Genomic DNA, 15,408 nt, shown 5'->3' with positions numbered 1-15,408 from the left:
GCCTTACCTTGCAGATACGGCGTCAACGACCAGTCCCGAGGCGCGCAGCCCGTTCAGGAACCGCTCCTGGTCCTCCAGCCGTTGCAGGCGGAACGAGACCTCCCGGCGGATATTCGTCATCAAAGCCGGCGCGTGGATATTGAGCCAGTCCTGTTCCTGCATGGCTTCATCCGTCTTTCCGGCTGCTCCGAGAATGGATAGCAGCACAAGGCGATGCATGGGATTATTGTCGAGGTCGGACCTTCGCGACCACTGCTCGGCTTCTTCGATATCTCCTTTCATGAACGCGCACAAAGCCATGCCGACCTCGTAATAACCTCGGGTGCCAACACCCTTGTTGAGGGCGATCGACAGCAACTCGCAGCCCGATTGCCATTTCCCCGACATCGCCAGCCGAAGACCGTATTCGCCTGCAACTTCCACATCGTCAGGGTCTGCAGCATAGGCTGCTGTGCCTGCCTTCAGGGCCTTGTCGATATCTCCGCTGAAAAAGCTCACCAGCATCTGCGCTTGCAGCACGCGGGGGTTGCCCGGCGCGAGCGATGTTGCCCGCTCCACAGCAGCGCTCGCCAATGCGAGAGGCTGGCTCGACGATGATGTACCGAGCGTGTGGCGGAATCTGAGTTCGTCGAGATAGACCATGGACAGCAGCGCCCAGGACACCGCGTTATCGGGGAAACGCTGGGTCGCCTGTTGCAGGCATTCGCGTGCTGAACTGTGACTTTGCGCAGTCATGGTCTGACGATAGCTGGAATAGGCGAGCCTACAGGCATAGGCACTCCGGTCTCCCGTCTGCGCCGGTCGCGCTATCATATCCGCGTCGGTTTGAAAGATGGCACCATAGGGCTGGGCGATCGCATTGGCGACTTGCCGGGCGACATTGCCTTGAATCGCAAGCTTGTTCTGATCTTGAAGATCCGCATCGAAATTGTTGGCCCAGATGACGGCTCCATCCAGTTGGCGCACCAGCCTGGCAACAGCACGCAGCCTGCTTCCATCGAACTGGACATTGCCCTGGAGCGCGTAGTCGGCCTCGGCGGCGTGCTCACCACGCAGTGGATCGGCGACCACGACGATGTCATCGAACTGGGCAAGTTGTCCGATAATGTCGTCCCTGAGACCAAGCGCAATATCCGAGCCGGCGTCAACGGGGCTGCTTTCGGCAAAAAATTCGACAAGCACCCTTGGCTCAGCTGGGGCCAGCGGCAATGCTGCGGTCGGAGCATCACGCAAAGACAATGCGGACGCCAGAGCGAGGAGAAGAAGGGCGAGGACGACGGCCAGCGCAGTTCCGAGACCAGGAAGGGTGACTAACCCCGGACGACGTGTTTCCTGAAACGAGTGATTTTGATTTACGCACTCCGCATTCAGTACATTGTCGGGGATCTCGACGGGCGCCGTCAGGGCCGGCGCACCCCGCGCATATTCGAAATGCGGGACATATCCGCCTTTGGGCACAGTGATGACGACGTCGTCCCTCTGACCCGCGACGAGATAATAACGCTCGAGTGCCTTTCGTATTCGACCGGCCTCAATCCGGACAACCGGATCATTCTGCGGGTCGAACGAGGCTTCCCGGCCAAAAACCACATTTGCTATCGTAAATGCTTTCAGGAAATCCGATCGACCGGCTAGCGTCTCATTGACAACGAATTCCAGGAAATTTCGCCCACGCTTCGGCGCGTGGAATTCCTCGCTTGTGAGAATTCGTTCGACCTGCTGGCAAATCTCGTCAGCCGTCGGCCCAAGACTGCTGAAAGCATTCACACTTGCGCTTCTCATGATCGCCCCTACGACAAAGATGACGCAATTATTTAAGTTTCGTCTAACGCATATTAGCGCACGAGCCTGAGGTTGCAAGACTTGCTTTAGAATTGACGCATATACGTTGACCGGTCCCCGGCCTGCGCTTTCCTCGTGGTTTCAATCGATTGCGCTGCCGCCTCGATGGTCATGGCCAGACGCATGAGTTCTGCCAAATTGCGCGCGCCCATCTTCGCCATCACATTGGCGCGGTGGACCTCCACCGTGCGCGAACTGATACCCAGGTGATAAGCGATCATCTTGTTCTGTAAGCCATCGAGCACGCCGGAGAGGACCTGGTGTTCGCGGTCCGTGAGCTGGCGAAGTCGCGCAGCAACGCTTTCGCAATCGGCCACCGCGCTGCCGTGCCGCCCTTGTGCCATTGCTCCGCTGATGGCTGCGATCAGCGCCTCTTCCCGAACAGGCTTTTCCAGGAAATCGAATGCCCCCGCTTTCATCGCCTGAACGGCCGCAGCAATATCGCCCTGGCCGGTGATGACGATCGCCGGAACGTCCATGCCGAAACGGCGCAGGCGGTGAAGCAATTCGATGCCGTCGACATGTGGCATGCAGAGGTCCGTCACAAGGCAACTTCTCCCCGAAAGGGGCAGGCGTTCCAGAAAGGCCTTTGCGCAGCTATGCGCGCGGACCGCAAAACCTGCCGACACCAGCAAGAACGTCAAGGATCGTCTGAGCGACTCCTCGTCATCGACGAGATGGATCGTAAGGTCGTTCGCCATGGGCTTTTGTCTCCACTAGCGGAAGCGAAAACGAGAGGGTCGAGCCGCTCCCCATTCTGTTGCGCGCGATAATACAGCCGCCATGCGCTTCGATAATGCGCCTGGCCAATGCCAGGCCCATACCGAGGCCTCGCGGCTTGCTGGTCACGAAGGGACGAAACAGCGTCTCTTCCATCTCGGCGGCAATCCCGCAACCGTTGTCAGACACTTCGACGACAAGATGAGATGAGTCGTCGCCTCTGCTGCGGATGACGATATAGGGTTGCTCGATACTGTCAGTCGCGTCCAGGGCATTGCGAAGAAGGTTCGTCAGCACCTGCACGATCTGGACACGGTCGGCGAGGACGATGTCGCGTTCGGCCTCAAGCTGATACTCGATATGGACGTTATTCCGCGGTGACCCGGCGAGTGCGAGCGTCGCCGCCTCATAAATTAACGCGTGCATTACCTCCAATTTTTTCTCGCAGGCACCGCGTCTCGCGAAATCTCTGATATTCTGGACGACCGTTCCTGCCCATAAGGCTTGCTGCGTAATTTCCGACAGAGCTTCGCGAAGCTCCTCGCCGTGACGGCGGCGATCTTTCATCATAAGCCTCCCGCAACCTTGTGAGTAGGCGGCGATCGAAGATAGCGGCTGGGAAAGTTCATGAGCCAGCGTCGATGTCATTTCCCCAAGCGTAACCACCCTTGCGAGACGGGCCAGCTCCCTCTGAAGCTCCTGAACCTGCTGCAATGTCTCGCGCTCGGCCCGGAAGTCCTCGAAGATCGCCACAGCGAAGGCCCCTTTTTCGCCCTGTTCCCTGATGATGGTCAGGACAGTTGGGAACTGAACGCCGTTCTTCGTGATTGCCAGACCGGCACGTACTGCTCCCTGGCTTGCCCAGCGGCCACTGAGTTGAACATCTGGCGTCGAAGACCAGACGAAGTCGATCTGGCGGCCGAGCAACTCGCTTTCTTCGTAGCCGAACAGCGTCACCGCAGCCCTGTTGCAGGCCGAAATTCCGTGGCGGTCAGTGATGAAGAACACTGCATCCGGCATCCGTTCATAAAGTCGCCGGATCCACTCCAACCGTGGCCCGTTTTCTCCCTCGCACAAAGCGCGTGCCATTCGCGATTCCGTGAACGAAGTTCGTCCCGCAAGGTTTGAGACAGCGGGACCGTGTTCAGTAACTTGCGATGCCTCCACCTTGATGGACATGGTGTCTACTCCGCCCTTTGAGAAGTTATTCAGTCCCAGACAGCCTCTCCTTTCCCAACAATGACGCAAGTTTACCACCTTTGGACGGATGTTCGGTGTAGTATCGCGTAGACTCTATTGGTCTCTCCCCGCAGGATTGCCCGGCCGAAGGTCCGGTGCGCCACCGTTTCGGCTCGGCGTCATCTCTATTGATCCGGCTCAATGCTCTGCGCTCATTGTTCCGCTACTCTTCGGAGCCATGGGTACATCGCCATTTGAGGGATCAGGAAGATGAGGAAGTTTGCCCTTGCTATCGCAATTGCGACCGCAGCGTCGGTTGTGACGCCTGTCGACGCCCAACAGAACCGCAAGGAATTCCGGCGCATGAACTGGGCCGAAAACCTGCCGGAGCACATCAGAACCTATCACGACAAGCGGTTTTCAATCGTCAGTTTTCGAACTGCAGTTGAAGTCGGTGCAATGCCGAGGCCGGGCAGTGCTGAACATGTCAAGGAAATCCGGACGGCAATCCGTGCCAACCAGTGGCTCGTTCAGCAACTGAAGGCCAAGAAATTGACACCCAACCAGATCGAATGGGTGACACGCGCCCGAAACGGCAATCTGACGTTCTACATCGAATGAGCGGGCACGTAAGGCTCCCAAGAAAAAGCCTGCGCTATCGAGAATCCATCGAAAGGCAGGACATAGCGGAGGTCTTCGCGGAATCCGCGCGCTGGCAGGAAAAACCACGCCGGCCGAGTGACTGGCATGCCGAAACCATGGCCTCTTGTCCGGTCGACACTCGTGCATCGTCGGGGGAGGGATCGGTGATGTGGCGGTTGGTCATGGAAGCTCCGTTCGAAGAGGATATAGAACTCGCCGTCATCGACGACGAAGGTGTCCACGCCTTGGTATTCCCCTGCCAGCGTCTGCCTGGCGGATGGGCCAATGCGCTTACCGGCGAGACGCTGGACGTTCACCCGACCCATTGGCGTGCATGGCAGATGCAGCGATGCGACGCGTCCGATCTTCAGTGAAAGGAACTGCATTCTTAATAGGCCGGACGGTTCGGAAATTACAAATGCTGCACTGCACCTTGTCTGCAATCAATGACATGAGCGGGTCCGCCCAAATAGGCTGCCAACCAGGCTGAATGTGTTTAGAGCGGCGGCGCGGCCGCTACCCCGATGGCTGGAAGGAGGAGCGCATGCGTGGTTTCGGTGTTCATTCGGAAGTGGGAAAGCTGAGAACCGTCATGGTCTGCCGACCATCCCTGGCTCATCAGCGCCTGACGCCTGCAAACTGCCATGATCTGCTTTTCGACGACGTCCTGTGGGTGCATGAGGCACAGAAGGATCACTATGATTTTGTCCTCAAGATGCAGGAAAGAGGGGTCGAGGTTCTTGAGCTCCACGATCTGCTCGGCCAGACGCTCGCCAACAAGCAGGCGCGCGATTTCATTTTGGATCGGCGTATCACGCCGAACGTGCTCGGCTCGCAAATCGCCGAGGCCATGCGTCCATGGCTTGACGAAATGCCGGCAAACCAGCTTGCCGCCTTTATGATCGGCGGCATCGCGATCTCCGACCTGCCCGATGTCAAGGCTAAGTCGCTGATGCTGAGCGCGCTGCCGGAAACAGATTTCGTCATCCCGCCGATCCCCAACACCCTATTCCAGCGCGATCCATCCTGCTGGATTTATGGCGGCGTGACCTGCAATCCGATGTTCTGGCCGGCAAGACGCGCAGAGACATTGATCCAGCGCGCCATCTACAAGTTTCATCCGATCTTTCACGGTGGTGACTTCAAGATCTGGTGGGGCGATTCCGATACTCAGTTCGCCAATGCCTCGATGGAGGGCGGCGACGTCATGCCGATCGGCAACAGCACCGTTCTGATCGGCATGGGCGAGCGCACCACCTATCAGGCCGTTGGCCAGGTGGCGCAGGCCCTGTTTAAGAACAAGGCCGCAAAGCGGGTGATCGGCTGCCTGATGCCGAAGAGCCGTGCAGCCATGCATCTCGATACGGTTTTCAGCTTTTGCGATCGTGACCTTGTCACTCTGTTTGCCGAAGTCGTCGACCAGATCCGCTGCTACAGCATGTATCCGGTGGATGACGACGGAACATTCGAGATCCATCCCGAAAATCAGCCGATGCTCGATGTCGTCAGCGAGGCGCTCGACCTGCCGCCGCTGCGCACCGTCGAGACCGGCGGCAATTTATATCAGGCCGAACGCGAGCAATGGGACGACGGCAACAATGTCGTCGCACTCGAACCAGGCGTCGTCGTCGCTTACGACCGCAACACCTATACCAATACGCTGCTGCGCAAGGCAGGCGTCGAGGTGATCACCATTCGCGGTTCCGAACTTGGCCGAGGCCGTGGCGGCGGGCATTGCATGACATGCCCCATCTGGCGCGACCCGGCTTACTGACGTTTCACTCACGAACCAGACCGACGGAGCAAGACCATGAGCTTCAATCTGCGCAATCGCTCGCTTCTGACCGTGCAGGATTATACGCCACGGGAATTCCGCTACCTTCTCGATCTCGCGCGCGACCTGAAGCGGGCCAAATACGCCCGTACCGAGCAGGAGCACCTGAAAGGCAAGGAAATCTGCCTGATCTTCGAGAAAACCTCGACGAGAACGAGATGCGCCTTCGAAGTTGCCTGCTCGGACCAGGGCGCCAACGTGACCTATCTCGATCCTTCCGGCTCGCAGATCGGACACAAGGAATCGTTCAAGGATACGGCGCGGGTGCTCGGTCGCATGTATGATGCAATCGAGTATCGCGGCTCCGCGCAAAAAGGCGTGGAGACGCTGGCCCGTTACGCCGGAGTGCCCGTTTATAACGGCCTGACGGACGAATATCATCCGACGCAGATGATTGCCGACGTCATGACCATGCGTGAGCATAGCGATAAGCCGATCGCCCAGATCAAATATGCCTATGTCGGCGACACGCGCTCGAATATGGGGCACTCGCTGCTGATCGTCGGCTGCCTGCTGGGCATGGATGTGCGCATCTGCGGACCGCGATCACTGTGGCCGTCGGATGAATATATGAACATCGCCAGGGATCTGCAGCAGGCTTCGGGCGCGCGCCTGCTGGTCACCGAAGATCCGAAGGAAGCGGTCAAGGATGTTGATTTCATCCACACGGATGTCTGGGTTTCGATGGGCGAGCCAAAAGATGTCTGGCGCGAACGCATCAAGCTGCTCACGCCCTATCAGGTCAATCAGGAGCTGATGAAAGCGACCGGCAATCCGCAGACCAAATTTATGCATTGCCTGCCGGCGTTCCACGACACTGAAACCGTGCTCGGCAAACAGATCGCCGAAGATTACGGCATGGAAAACGGCCTCGAAGTCACCGATGACGTCTTCGAATCCGAGGCCAATGTCGCTTTCGAGCAAGCGGAAAATCGCCTGCACACGATCAAGGCCCTGCTCGTCGCTACTTTGGGAGATTGACATGCGTGTGGTCATTGCGCTTGGCGGCAATGCGCTTCTTCGGCGCGGGGAGCCCATGACTGCCGATACCCAAAGGCGGAACGCGCGCGTCGCTGCTCAGGCCATTGCGCCATTGGCGGCCGAACATGAGATCGTCATCACGCACGGCAATGGGCCGCAGGTTGGGCTGCTCGCGCTCCAGGGAGCCGCTTACAAGCCGGAGGAAGCCTATCCGCTCGATGTTCTCGGCGCCGAAACCGAAGGCATGATCGGCTATATGCTGGAGCAGGAACTCGGCAATCTCCTGCCCTTCGAGCAGCCGCTGGCGACACTTCTGACCATGGTGGAAGTCGATGCCGATGATCCTGGTTTCCAAAACCCGACCAAGTTCGTCGGTCCTGTCTACGAACAGGCCGAGGCGGACCGGATCCGCACTGAAAAGGGTTGGGTCTTCAAGCAGGATGGCGAAAAATGGCGGCGCGTCGTCGCTTCGCCGGCACCGAAGCGCATCTTTGAGATTCGTCCAGTCCGCTGGCTCTTGGAAGAGCGCACGATCGTCATCTGCGCAGGTGGAGGCGGTATTCCCACCATGTACGAAAAGGGTGCCGACCGAAAACTGATCGGCGTCGAAGCCGTCATCGACAAGGACCTTTGCTCGGAGCTTCTGGCGCGCGAGCTCTATGCAGATCTTTTGATCATGGCAACGGACGCCGAGGCCGTCTGCATCGACTGGGGCAAGCCGTCCCAGAAGGCGATCCACCGCGCTCGTCCTGATGATTTCAGGCAGTTTTCTTTTCCTGCCGGCTCGATGGGGCCGAAGGTTGAAGCCGCCTGCCACTTCGCGCGGGCAAACGGCAAGACGGCCGCCATCGGCTCCCTTGCCGATATTGCCGGAATGGTACGCGGCGAGCGCGGTACGATCATCAACGAAAGTTTTGATGGGCTGAGCTGGCACTGAACTTCCAAGGTAAACTCATCCTGAGACGGCCGGGTGCGTTGCTGCACCCGCTGCCGTCTGTTTGTTTGTGACTTCGACCGCGTTTCGCCTTTGCCAGACATAGACGGGAATTCCGAGCATCAGCAAAACGAGCCCATAAAGCACCGGCTCGGCGCCGGAGCCATACAGGGTGAAGATCGCAAAGACGAAGGCGATAAGCTCGATCGCACTCACCCGTGGCATCCGTCCCTGGGTCGCGCCGGCAACCAGGCTTCCGGCAAGCGCGCAGAAGGCATAGGGAACAACGGCCGCCATCGTGCTCAGCCCGACCATCAGCCGGTAAACCGCCGCAAAGCCTTCAGAGCCGAGAGCCTGGACGAGTACCAGCAGCGTTGCAAACAATGCCGAAACGACCATCCCCCATGCAGGTACGCCGCGCGAGGAGAGCCGCGCGAAAAGCGGCGGAAACAATCCGTCGCGCGCAGCGGCCATCGGCACCTGGCCCATCAACAGGGTCCAGCCGTTCAGGGCACCGATCGAGGAGAGCAGTACGGCGATCGAGATCGCCAGCTCTCCGGGGCGGCCCCACATGATTCCGGCGGCTTGCGAGAAGGGCGCGATTGAGTGAACCAGTTGCTCACGCGGCATGAGCCCCATGACGACAATGGTGCCGAGTACATAGAGGGTGGCGGCGATTGAGATCCCAAGGACGGTGGAGCGGGGAATGGTCCGCTCGGCGTTCTCGACGTCGCCGGCGGGCACGGTCGCTGATTCCAAGCCCAGATAGGCGAACATAGTCAGCGGTGCCAGCGTTGCGATCGACTGCAGCAGCGGCTGGCCACTCGGGTTGAACTCGGAAAAATGCGAAGTGTCGATGTAGAGAAGGCCGATAATTGCGACGGCGCCGAAGGGAAGCAACTTGGCATAGGTCGTGACCTGCGCGAAGAGACCGGCCGCGTGAACGCCACGAAGATTGACCAGCACGATCGCCCAGATCACACCGAGCGTCAGAACGGTCGCGGTAAAGCGGTTGCTGAGGGCCGGAAAGAGGTCGACCATCACACCGGTAAAGGCAATGGCGATGACGGGCAGCGACGTCCAGATGGAAATCCAGTAGCCCCAGGCGATCAGAAAACCGGCGAAATCTCCATAGGCCAGCCTCGTATAGGCATAGGGCCCGCCGGTGACCGGCACGAGGCTCGCCAGGCGCGCGAAGGTGAGGCCGAGACAGATTGCGCCGGCGCCCATGATGATCCAGACGATGATTGCGAGGTTGCCATAGGGGGCCACTGCGGCTGGTGAAAGATAGAAGCCGGATCCCACCATGTTTCCGACCACGATGGCGGTGCAGGCGGCAAGTCCGAGACTTTTGCCATTCGACGAGGTTGTCATAAGGTCCCTCCCGTGAGCCGGCTTCCGGGAGCCGATGGCTCTACGGACTGCCTTCGAGCCGTGATTGTCGTTRCAAAAACCGACAGCCGCAATCCGGATCAATGCGTAGTCGCCAGGCCTCGTCTAGCCTTCCGGATTGTCGTAAAGCCGTTAGAATGACGGGTGCCGGAGGTGGGGTGACGATGTTAAGCGAGCAGGGGTTTCTCAGAATCTCGATTGCAGCGACCGTGGTGGTCGCGACCCTCGGCGTGGTTTTCGGTATTCTTTCCGGCTCATTTTCCATTGCCTTCGATGGTGTCTATTCGCTGGCCGATGCGGCGATGACCGGACTTGCGCTGTGGGTTTCGAGCCTGATCCTGAAATCGACGCAGAGCGATGCCCAATCCGGCAGAATTCGAAACCGGTTCACGATGGGCTTCTGGCATCTGGAGCCGATCGTACTCATGCTCAATGGCTGCCTGCTGATGACGGTCGGCGTCTATGCGCTGATCAGCGCGATCATCAGCATTTTGAACGGCGGCCACGAACTCCGTTTCGGCATGGCAGTAGCCTATTCCGCCGCGACGGTGCTCGTCTGTATGGTCATGGCTATTATGGGCATCAGGCTGAACCGCCGCATCGAATCCGATTTCATCTCGCTCGACATCAAGGCCTGGATCATGTCGGGCGGAATCGCACTTGCATTGCTCATCGCTTTTCTCATCGGCATGGCCGTGCAGGCGACGCCGGTTGCATGGTTCGCAAGCTATATGGACCCCGCGGTCCTAGCACTCGTCTGCCTCGTCATGATCCCGCTTCCGATCACCACCGTATGGAAGGCGCTGAGCGAAGTCCTGTTGATTGCCCCTGTCGATCTGCAAAACCATGTCGATCGCATTGCATCGGAAACTGTCCACCGCCTCGGCTTCCTCTCTCACCGCGCCTATGTTGCCCAGGTCGGCCGCGCCAAGCAGATTGAGCTCTACTTCATCGTACCCGAAGGACTTCCCCCAAAGACTTTGGAGGAGTGGGATGCGTTGCGCGACGAGATAGGGAATGCGATCGGCGACGAGAGTGCCAATCGCTGGCTGACGATTGCCTTCACCACCGACACAGAATGGGCGGAGTAACGTCAGCTGGAAGCATCCGGGCCGTCTCCACTGCCTAAATGCTTTGCGTCACGTTGATTGCAATCAACGACGCCGCACCACCCCTCATGTACGATCCTTCTACCTGAGATGCACACGGCTGCATGGCGGCCGGAGCCTTTGACATCAGGTTTCTGGAGGAACTCATGGAATTCCAGACGGCATTTCCCATCGCTGTTATTGACGAAGATTTTGACGGAAAAAGCGCCGCCGGACGCGGCATGCGCGATCTAGCAGCAGCCATCGAGAAGGAAGGCTTCCGGATCGTCTCGGGCGTTTCCTACGAAGACGCCCGTCGTCTGGTGCATGTCTTCAATACCGAATCCTGCTGGCTGGTCTCTGTCGACGGTACCGAGGACAAGGCCACGCGCTGGCAAGTGCTCGGAGAGGTGCTGGCTGCAAAGCGACAAAGAAACGACCGGCTGCCGATCTTTCTCTTCGGTGATGATACGACCGCCGAAGATGTTCCGGCGGCAGTGCTACGCCACGCCAATGCCTTCTTCCGGCTGTTTGAGGATTCCGCGGAATTCATGGCCCGCGCCATCGCGCAGGCCGCCCGCAACTATCTCGACCGGCTGCCGCCGCCGATGTTCAAGGCGCTGATGGATTACACGCTGGAGGGCGCCTATTCCTGGCATACGCCCGGTCACGGCGGCGGTGTTGCTTTCCGCAAAAGCCCGGTCGGCCAGCTCTTCTATACGTTCTTTGGCGAAAACACGCTTCGCTCTGATATCTCCGTATCGGTCGGCAGCGTCGGCTCACTTCTCGATCACGTCGGGCCGATCGCGGAGGGCGAGCGCAATGCGGCGCGCATCTTCGGCACAGACGAGACCCTCTTCGTCGTCGGCGGCACGTCGACAGCCAACAAGATCGTCTGGCACGGCATGGTCGGGCGTGGCGATCTCGTTCTCTGCGATCGTAACTGCCACAAGTCAATCCTGCACTCGCTCATCATGACGGGGGCGACACCGATTTATCTGACCCCGTCGCGCAACGGGCTCGGCATTATCGGCCCAATCTCTAAGGATCAGTTCACCCCGGAATCGATCGCCGGCAAGATCGCCGCAAGCCCCTTTGCCGGGCAAACGAGCGGCAAGGTCCGGCTGATGGTCATCACCAATTCGACCTATGACGGTCTCTGCTACAATGTCGATGCCATCAAGGCGTCACTTGGCGATGCAGTCGAAGTGCTGCATTTCGACGAGGCTTGGTATGCCTATGCCAATTTTCACGAATTCTATGATGGCTTCCACGGGATCTCGTCGAACCAGCCTGCGCGATCGCAGAACGCCATCACCTTTGCGACGCACTCGACGCACAAGCTGCTGGCAGCCCTTTCTCAGGCATCGATGATCCATATCCAGCATGCCGAGAACAAACGTCTCGACGTAACCCGCTTCAACGAAGCCTTCATGATGCACACGTCGACTTCGCCGCAATATGGCATCATCGCCTCCTGCGATGTCGCTGCCGCGATGATGGAACAGCCGGCCGGCCGCGCGCTGGTGCAGGAGACAATCGACGAGGCGATCAGCTTCCGCCGGGCAATGAACGCAGTCAGGAAACAGACCGAAGGCAACTGGTGGTTCGACGTCTGGGAGCCGACGGTTGCCGAGCAGACGCCGAGCGATACGCATGCCGACTGGGTCTTGAAACCGGACGATGCCTGGCATGGGTTTACAGGGCTTGCCGAAAACCACGTCATGGTTGACCCGATCAAAGTCACCATCCTGTCGCCGGGCCTGTCTGCAAGCGGTGTCATGGATGAGCACGGGATACCGGCCGCCGTCATCACGAAGTTCCTGTCCTCCCGGCGCATCGAGATCGAAAAGACCGGCCTCTATTCCTTCCTTGTGCTTTTCTCGATGGGCATCACCCGCGGCAAGTGGAGCACGCTTGTCACCGAACTTCTCAATTTCAAGGATCTCTATGACGCCAATGCGCCGCTGACCCGGGCGCTGCCGGCGCTCGCAGCAGCGCATCCGGAAGCCTATGCCGGCATGGGGCTGAAAGATCTCTGTGAACAGATCCACGCGATCTATCGCAAGGACGACGTGCCGAAGGCGCAACGCGCGATGTATACGGTGCTGCCGGAAATGGCGATGCGTCCTGCCGATGCCTACGACCGGCTGGTCAAGGGTCGAATCGAGAGCGTCGAGATCGACGATCTCATGGATCGCACCCTCGCTGTCATGATCGTTCCCTATCCGCCCGGCATTCCGCTGATCATGCCGGGCGAGCGGATCACACAGTCAACGAAGTCCATTCAGGATTACCTTCTTTACGCCCGTGATTTCGATCGCAAGTTCCCCGGTTTCGAAACCGATATTCACGGCCTGCGCTTCACACCCGGTGATAACGGACGCCGCTATCTGGTTGATTGCATTGTAGCGGAGGCACAAGAATGATCCCGCGTGATGTGAAGTCGCCGACGGTCGCCATACCGTTCCATAAGATGCTGAAGATCGTGGCCGTCATCGACCGCGACAATTCTCAGGCGCAGAAGTTGGTGGCGCAGATCACCGCCCAGGGTTTTGAGGTGGAGCTACGCGACGACTATTCCGCTGATGTGTCGGAAGATGCTGACGTCGGCGCCTATATCGGCTCGGTCGAAGGCGGGCAGTTGCCGGCGGCACGCAGCTTCCTTCGCGCTGTGAGAGACATAGGCTTCCGAACGCCGATCTGGGCGATGGCCGATACGCTGACGATCGCCGATATGGATGTCGTCGAGATGGCCGGTGAGGTGGATGGTTTCGTCTATCTCGGCCAGCAGACGCCGACCTTCTATGCCAAGCAGATCGTTTCCAGCGCGGTCAACTACGGCAAATCGCTGCTGCCACCTTTCTTCGGCGGCATGATGGCCTATGACGGCGAGGCAAACATCGCCTTCGATTGCCCGGGGCATCAGGGCGGCCAGTTCTATCGGAAATCGCCGGCCGGGCAGCTCTTCTTCAAATATTTCGGCGAGAGCATCTTCCGCAACGACCTCTGCAATGCCGATGTCGATCTCGGCGATCTCCTGATCCATGAAGGTCCCGCAGTCGAAGCCCAGAAACAGGCGGCACGCATTTTCGGCGCTGATAGGACCTATTTCATCCTCAACGGAACGAGCACTTCCAACAAGGTGGTTGCCAATGCGGTGCTGCGCAACGGCGACCTTGTGCTCTTCGATCGCAACAATCACAAATCCCTGCATCAAGGAGCCCTCGTGCAGGCAGGCGCCATCCCGATCTATCTGCCGACCGCCCGCAATCCCTTCGGAATGATCGGGGCCGTCGATTGGGCGGCTTGGGACGAAGCCTGGCTGCGGCAAAAGATAGAGGAACACCCGCTGGTCACCGACAAGAGCCGTGCCAAGGCCGAGCGGCCTTTCCGTCTGGCCTGCATTCAGCTCGCGACCTATGACGGCACGATCTACAATGTCCGGCAGGTGATGGAGAAGATCGGCCATCTCTGCGACTACGTGCTCTGGGACGAAGCCTGGATCGGCTACAACGCCTTCCATCCGCTTTTCGAGGGCCATAGCCCGATGCGGCTGAAGGACTTGTCGGCGGACATGCCGGGTCTGTTTTCCACCCAATCGGTCCATAAGCAGGGCGCCGGCTTCTCGCAGGCATCTCAGATCCACAAACGGGACGAACATATCAGCGGACAGCGCCGGTTCGTCGAACACAAGCGCTTCAATGAATCGCTGCTGATGCATGTTTCGACATCACCCTTTTATCCCCTGTTTGCCTCGCTTGATGTCAATGCCAAGGTGCATGAAGGCAAGGCAGGAGAGATGCTGTGGGACCGCTGCATCGAACTCGGGATCGAGGTGCGCAAGAAGCTGCGCGGGTTCGTCGATCATTACGAGACCAAAGCGGCAAGCCACGAAGAGCAATGGTTCTTCGATCCCTTCGTGCCAGACAGGGTGTCGGTTTCGGGCTCCAAGCACACCGGCGATCTCGCCGATACCAGATGGGAAGATATTCCGACCGATGTGCTGAAGCGTGAGCAGCAATGCTGGCGGTTCGATCCGCAGGCGAAGTGGCATGGCTATTCGGGTTATGCGCCCGGCTACACCATGGTCGATCCAAACAAGCTTGCGATACTGACACCCGGCATCGACCGGAAAACCGGCGAGTATCGCGAATTTGGCATCCCGGCGACGGTCGTTGCCAACTACCTGCGCGAGCAGCGGGTCGTGGCGGAGAAATGCGATCTGAACAGCCTGCTCTTCCTGCTGACCCCGGCCGAGGACGAGAGCAAGCTGAACACGCTGGTCGCCAAGCTCGTCAAGTTCAAGAACCTCTGGGACCGCGATGCGCCGCTGCAGGAGGTGCTGCCGACCGTCTTCGCGGCCAATCGCGAGCGTTATGCCGATTACACCGTTCGCCAGGTCTGCCGGGAGATGCATTCCTTCTATCGGGAGGCGGGCGTCAAGGAATTGCAGCGCCTCTGCTTCCGCTCCGAGAGTTTCCCGGAACCGGCAATCGCACCCAAGCAGGCCTATGAAGCGCTGGTCGCCAACAATGTCGATTACGCGCCGCTGGCGGAAGCTGCCGGACGCATCTCGGCGACGCTGGCGCTGATCTACCCGCCCGGTATCGGCGTGATCGTGCCGGGAGAACGCTGGGACGACCGGGCGCGGCCGATGCGGGACTATTTCCTCGCCTTCGAAGAATCCTTCAATCGCTTCCCCGGCTTCAATTACGAGGTCCAGGGCGTGTTCCAGGAGCGGATCGATGGGCGGATCAAATTCCACACATATGTCGTGCGCGAGTAGGGGGTAG

12 protein-coding genes are annotated in these 15,408 nt (G+C 59.1%); 8 read left to right on the top strand and 4 right to left on the bottom strand.

Translation table 11 applies throughout. From position 1 onward, the window contains the following. Positions 1-3: 3 nt before the first annotated feature. The 3 genes from AC1DUP_RS32715 to AC1DUP_RS32705 all read right to left on the bottom strand — a co-directional run bounded on the left by AC1DUP_RS32715 (position 4) and on the right by AC1DUP_RS32705 (position 3,741). A complete protein-coding gene (locus AC1DUP_RS32715; RefSeq protein ID WP_113307608.1) occupies positions 4-1,782 on the bottom strand; it encodes a hypothetical protein in 1,779 nt (592 codons plus the stop codon). Positions 1,783-1,868: 86 nt separating this feature from the next. After that, complete coding sequence (locus AC1DUP_RS32710; RefSeq protein ID WP_113307609.1) at positions 1,869-2,543, bottom strand: response regulator; 675 nt, start codon at positions 2,541-2,543, stop codon at positions 1,869-1,871. Then, the gene (locus AC1DUP_RS32705; protein WP_113307610.1) at positions 2,509-3,741 is read right to left on the bottom strand and encodes an ATP-binding protein; all 1,233 of its coding nucleotides are present in this window, start codon (positions 3,739-3,741) and stop codon (positions 2,509-2,511) included. Before AC1DUP_RS32705 ends, AC1DUP_RS32710 begins: the two co-directional genes overlap by 35 nt. A gap of 270 nt (positions 3,742-4,011) precedes the next feature. Here AC1DUP_RS32705 and AC1DUP_RS32700 point away from each other — a divergent pair, with 270 nt between their 5' ends. The 5 genes from AC1DUP_RS32700 to arcC all read left to right on the top strand — a co-directional run bounded on the left by AC1DUP_RS32700 (position 4,012) and on the right by arcC (position 8,135). Next, positions 4,012-4,362 (top strand): hypothetical protein, encoded by a 351-nt coding sequence (locus AC1DUP_RS32700; RefSeq protein ID WP_113307611.1) that lies wholly within the window; start codon positions 4,012-4,014, stop codon positions 4,360-4,362. Between the two features lie 203 nt (positions 4,363-4,565). Then, positions 4,566-4,757 carry a hypothetical protein gene (locus AC1DUP_RS32695; protein WP_477836808.1) on the top strand — a complete coding sequence of 64 codons (192 nt, stop codon included), beginning with the start codon at positions 4,566-4,568 and terminating at the stop codon, positions 4,755-4,757. A 170-nt stretch (positions 4,758-4,927) separates the two neighbouring features. After that, complete coding sequence (gene arcA, locus AC1DUP_RS32690) at positions 4,928-6,157, top strand: arginine deiminase (RefSeq protein ID WP_113307613.1); 1,230 nt, start codon at positions 4,928-4,930, stop codon at positions 6,155-6,157. Positions 6,158-6,193: 36 nt separating this feature from the next. After that, positions 6,194-7,198, top strand: a complete 1,005-nt coding sequence (locus AC1DUP_RS32685) for an ornithine carbamoyltransferase (RefSeq protein ID WP_113307614.1) — start codon at positions 6,194-6,196, stop codon at positions 7,196-7,198. 1 nt (position 7,199) lies between these two features. After that, positions 7,200-8,135, top strand: coding sequence for a carbamate kinase (arcC, locus tag AC1DUP_RS32680; RefSeq protein WP_113307615.1), 936 nt, complete (start codon positions 7,200-7,202; stop codon positions 8,133-8,135). 15 nt (positions 8,136-8,150) lie between these two features. Here arcC and AC1DUP_RS32675 read toward each other — a convergent pair whose 3' ends face one another. Next, entirely contained in the window at positions 8,151-9,506 is a 1,356-nt protein-coding gene (locus tag AC1DUP_RS32675) for an amino acid permease (protein ID WP_113307616.1), read from the bottom strand. A 182-nt stretch (positions 9,507-9,688) separates the two neighbouring features. On the opposite strand from AC1DUP_RS32675, the gene AC1DUP_RS32670 reads away from it, so the two are divergent. The 3 genes from AC1DUP_RS32670 to speC all read left to right on the top strand — a co-directional run bounded on the left by AC1DUP_RS32670 (position 9,689) and on the right by speC (position 15,401). Further along, complete coding sequence (locus AC1DUP_RS32670) at positions 9,689-10,615, top strand: cation efflux transmembrane domain-containing protein (RefSeq protein ID WP_113307617.1); 927 nt, start codon at positions 9,689-9,691, stop codon at positions 10,613-10,615. A 164-nt stretch (positions 10,616-10,779) separates the two neighbouring features. Then, on the top strand, positions 10,780-13,041 hold the full coding sequence (locus tag AC1DUP_RS32665; RefSeq protein ID WP_113307636.1) for an arginine/lysine/ornithine decarboxylase: 2,262 nt from the start codon (positions 10,780-10,782) through the stop codon (positions 13,039-13,041). Then, entirely contained in the window at positions 13,038-15,401 is a 2,364-nt protein-coding gene (gene speC / locus AC1DUP_RS32660; protein ID WP_113307618.1) for an ornithine decarboxylase, read from the top strand. Before AC1DUP_RS32665 ends, speC begins: the two co-directional genes overlap by 4 nt. The last annotated feature ends 7 nt before the right edge of the window (positions 15,402-15,408 follow it).

The sequence above is a fragment of the Rhizobium sp. 01L419 genome, from assembly GCF_056400025.1.
Note: the sequence above shows the minus strand (reverse complement) of the source record. Positions and strands in the feature narration are given on the sequence as shown.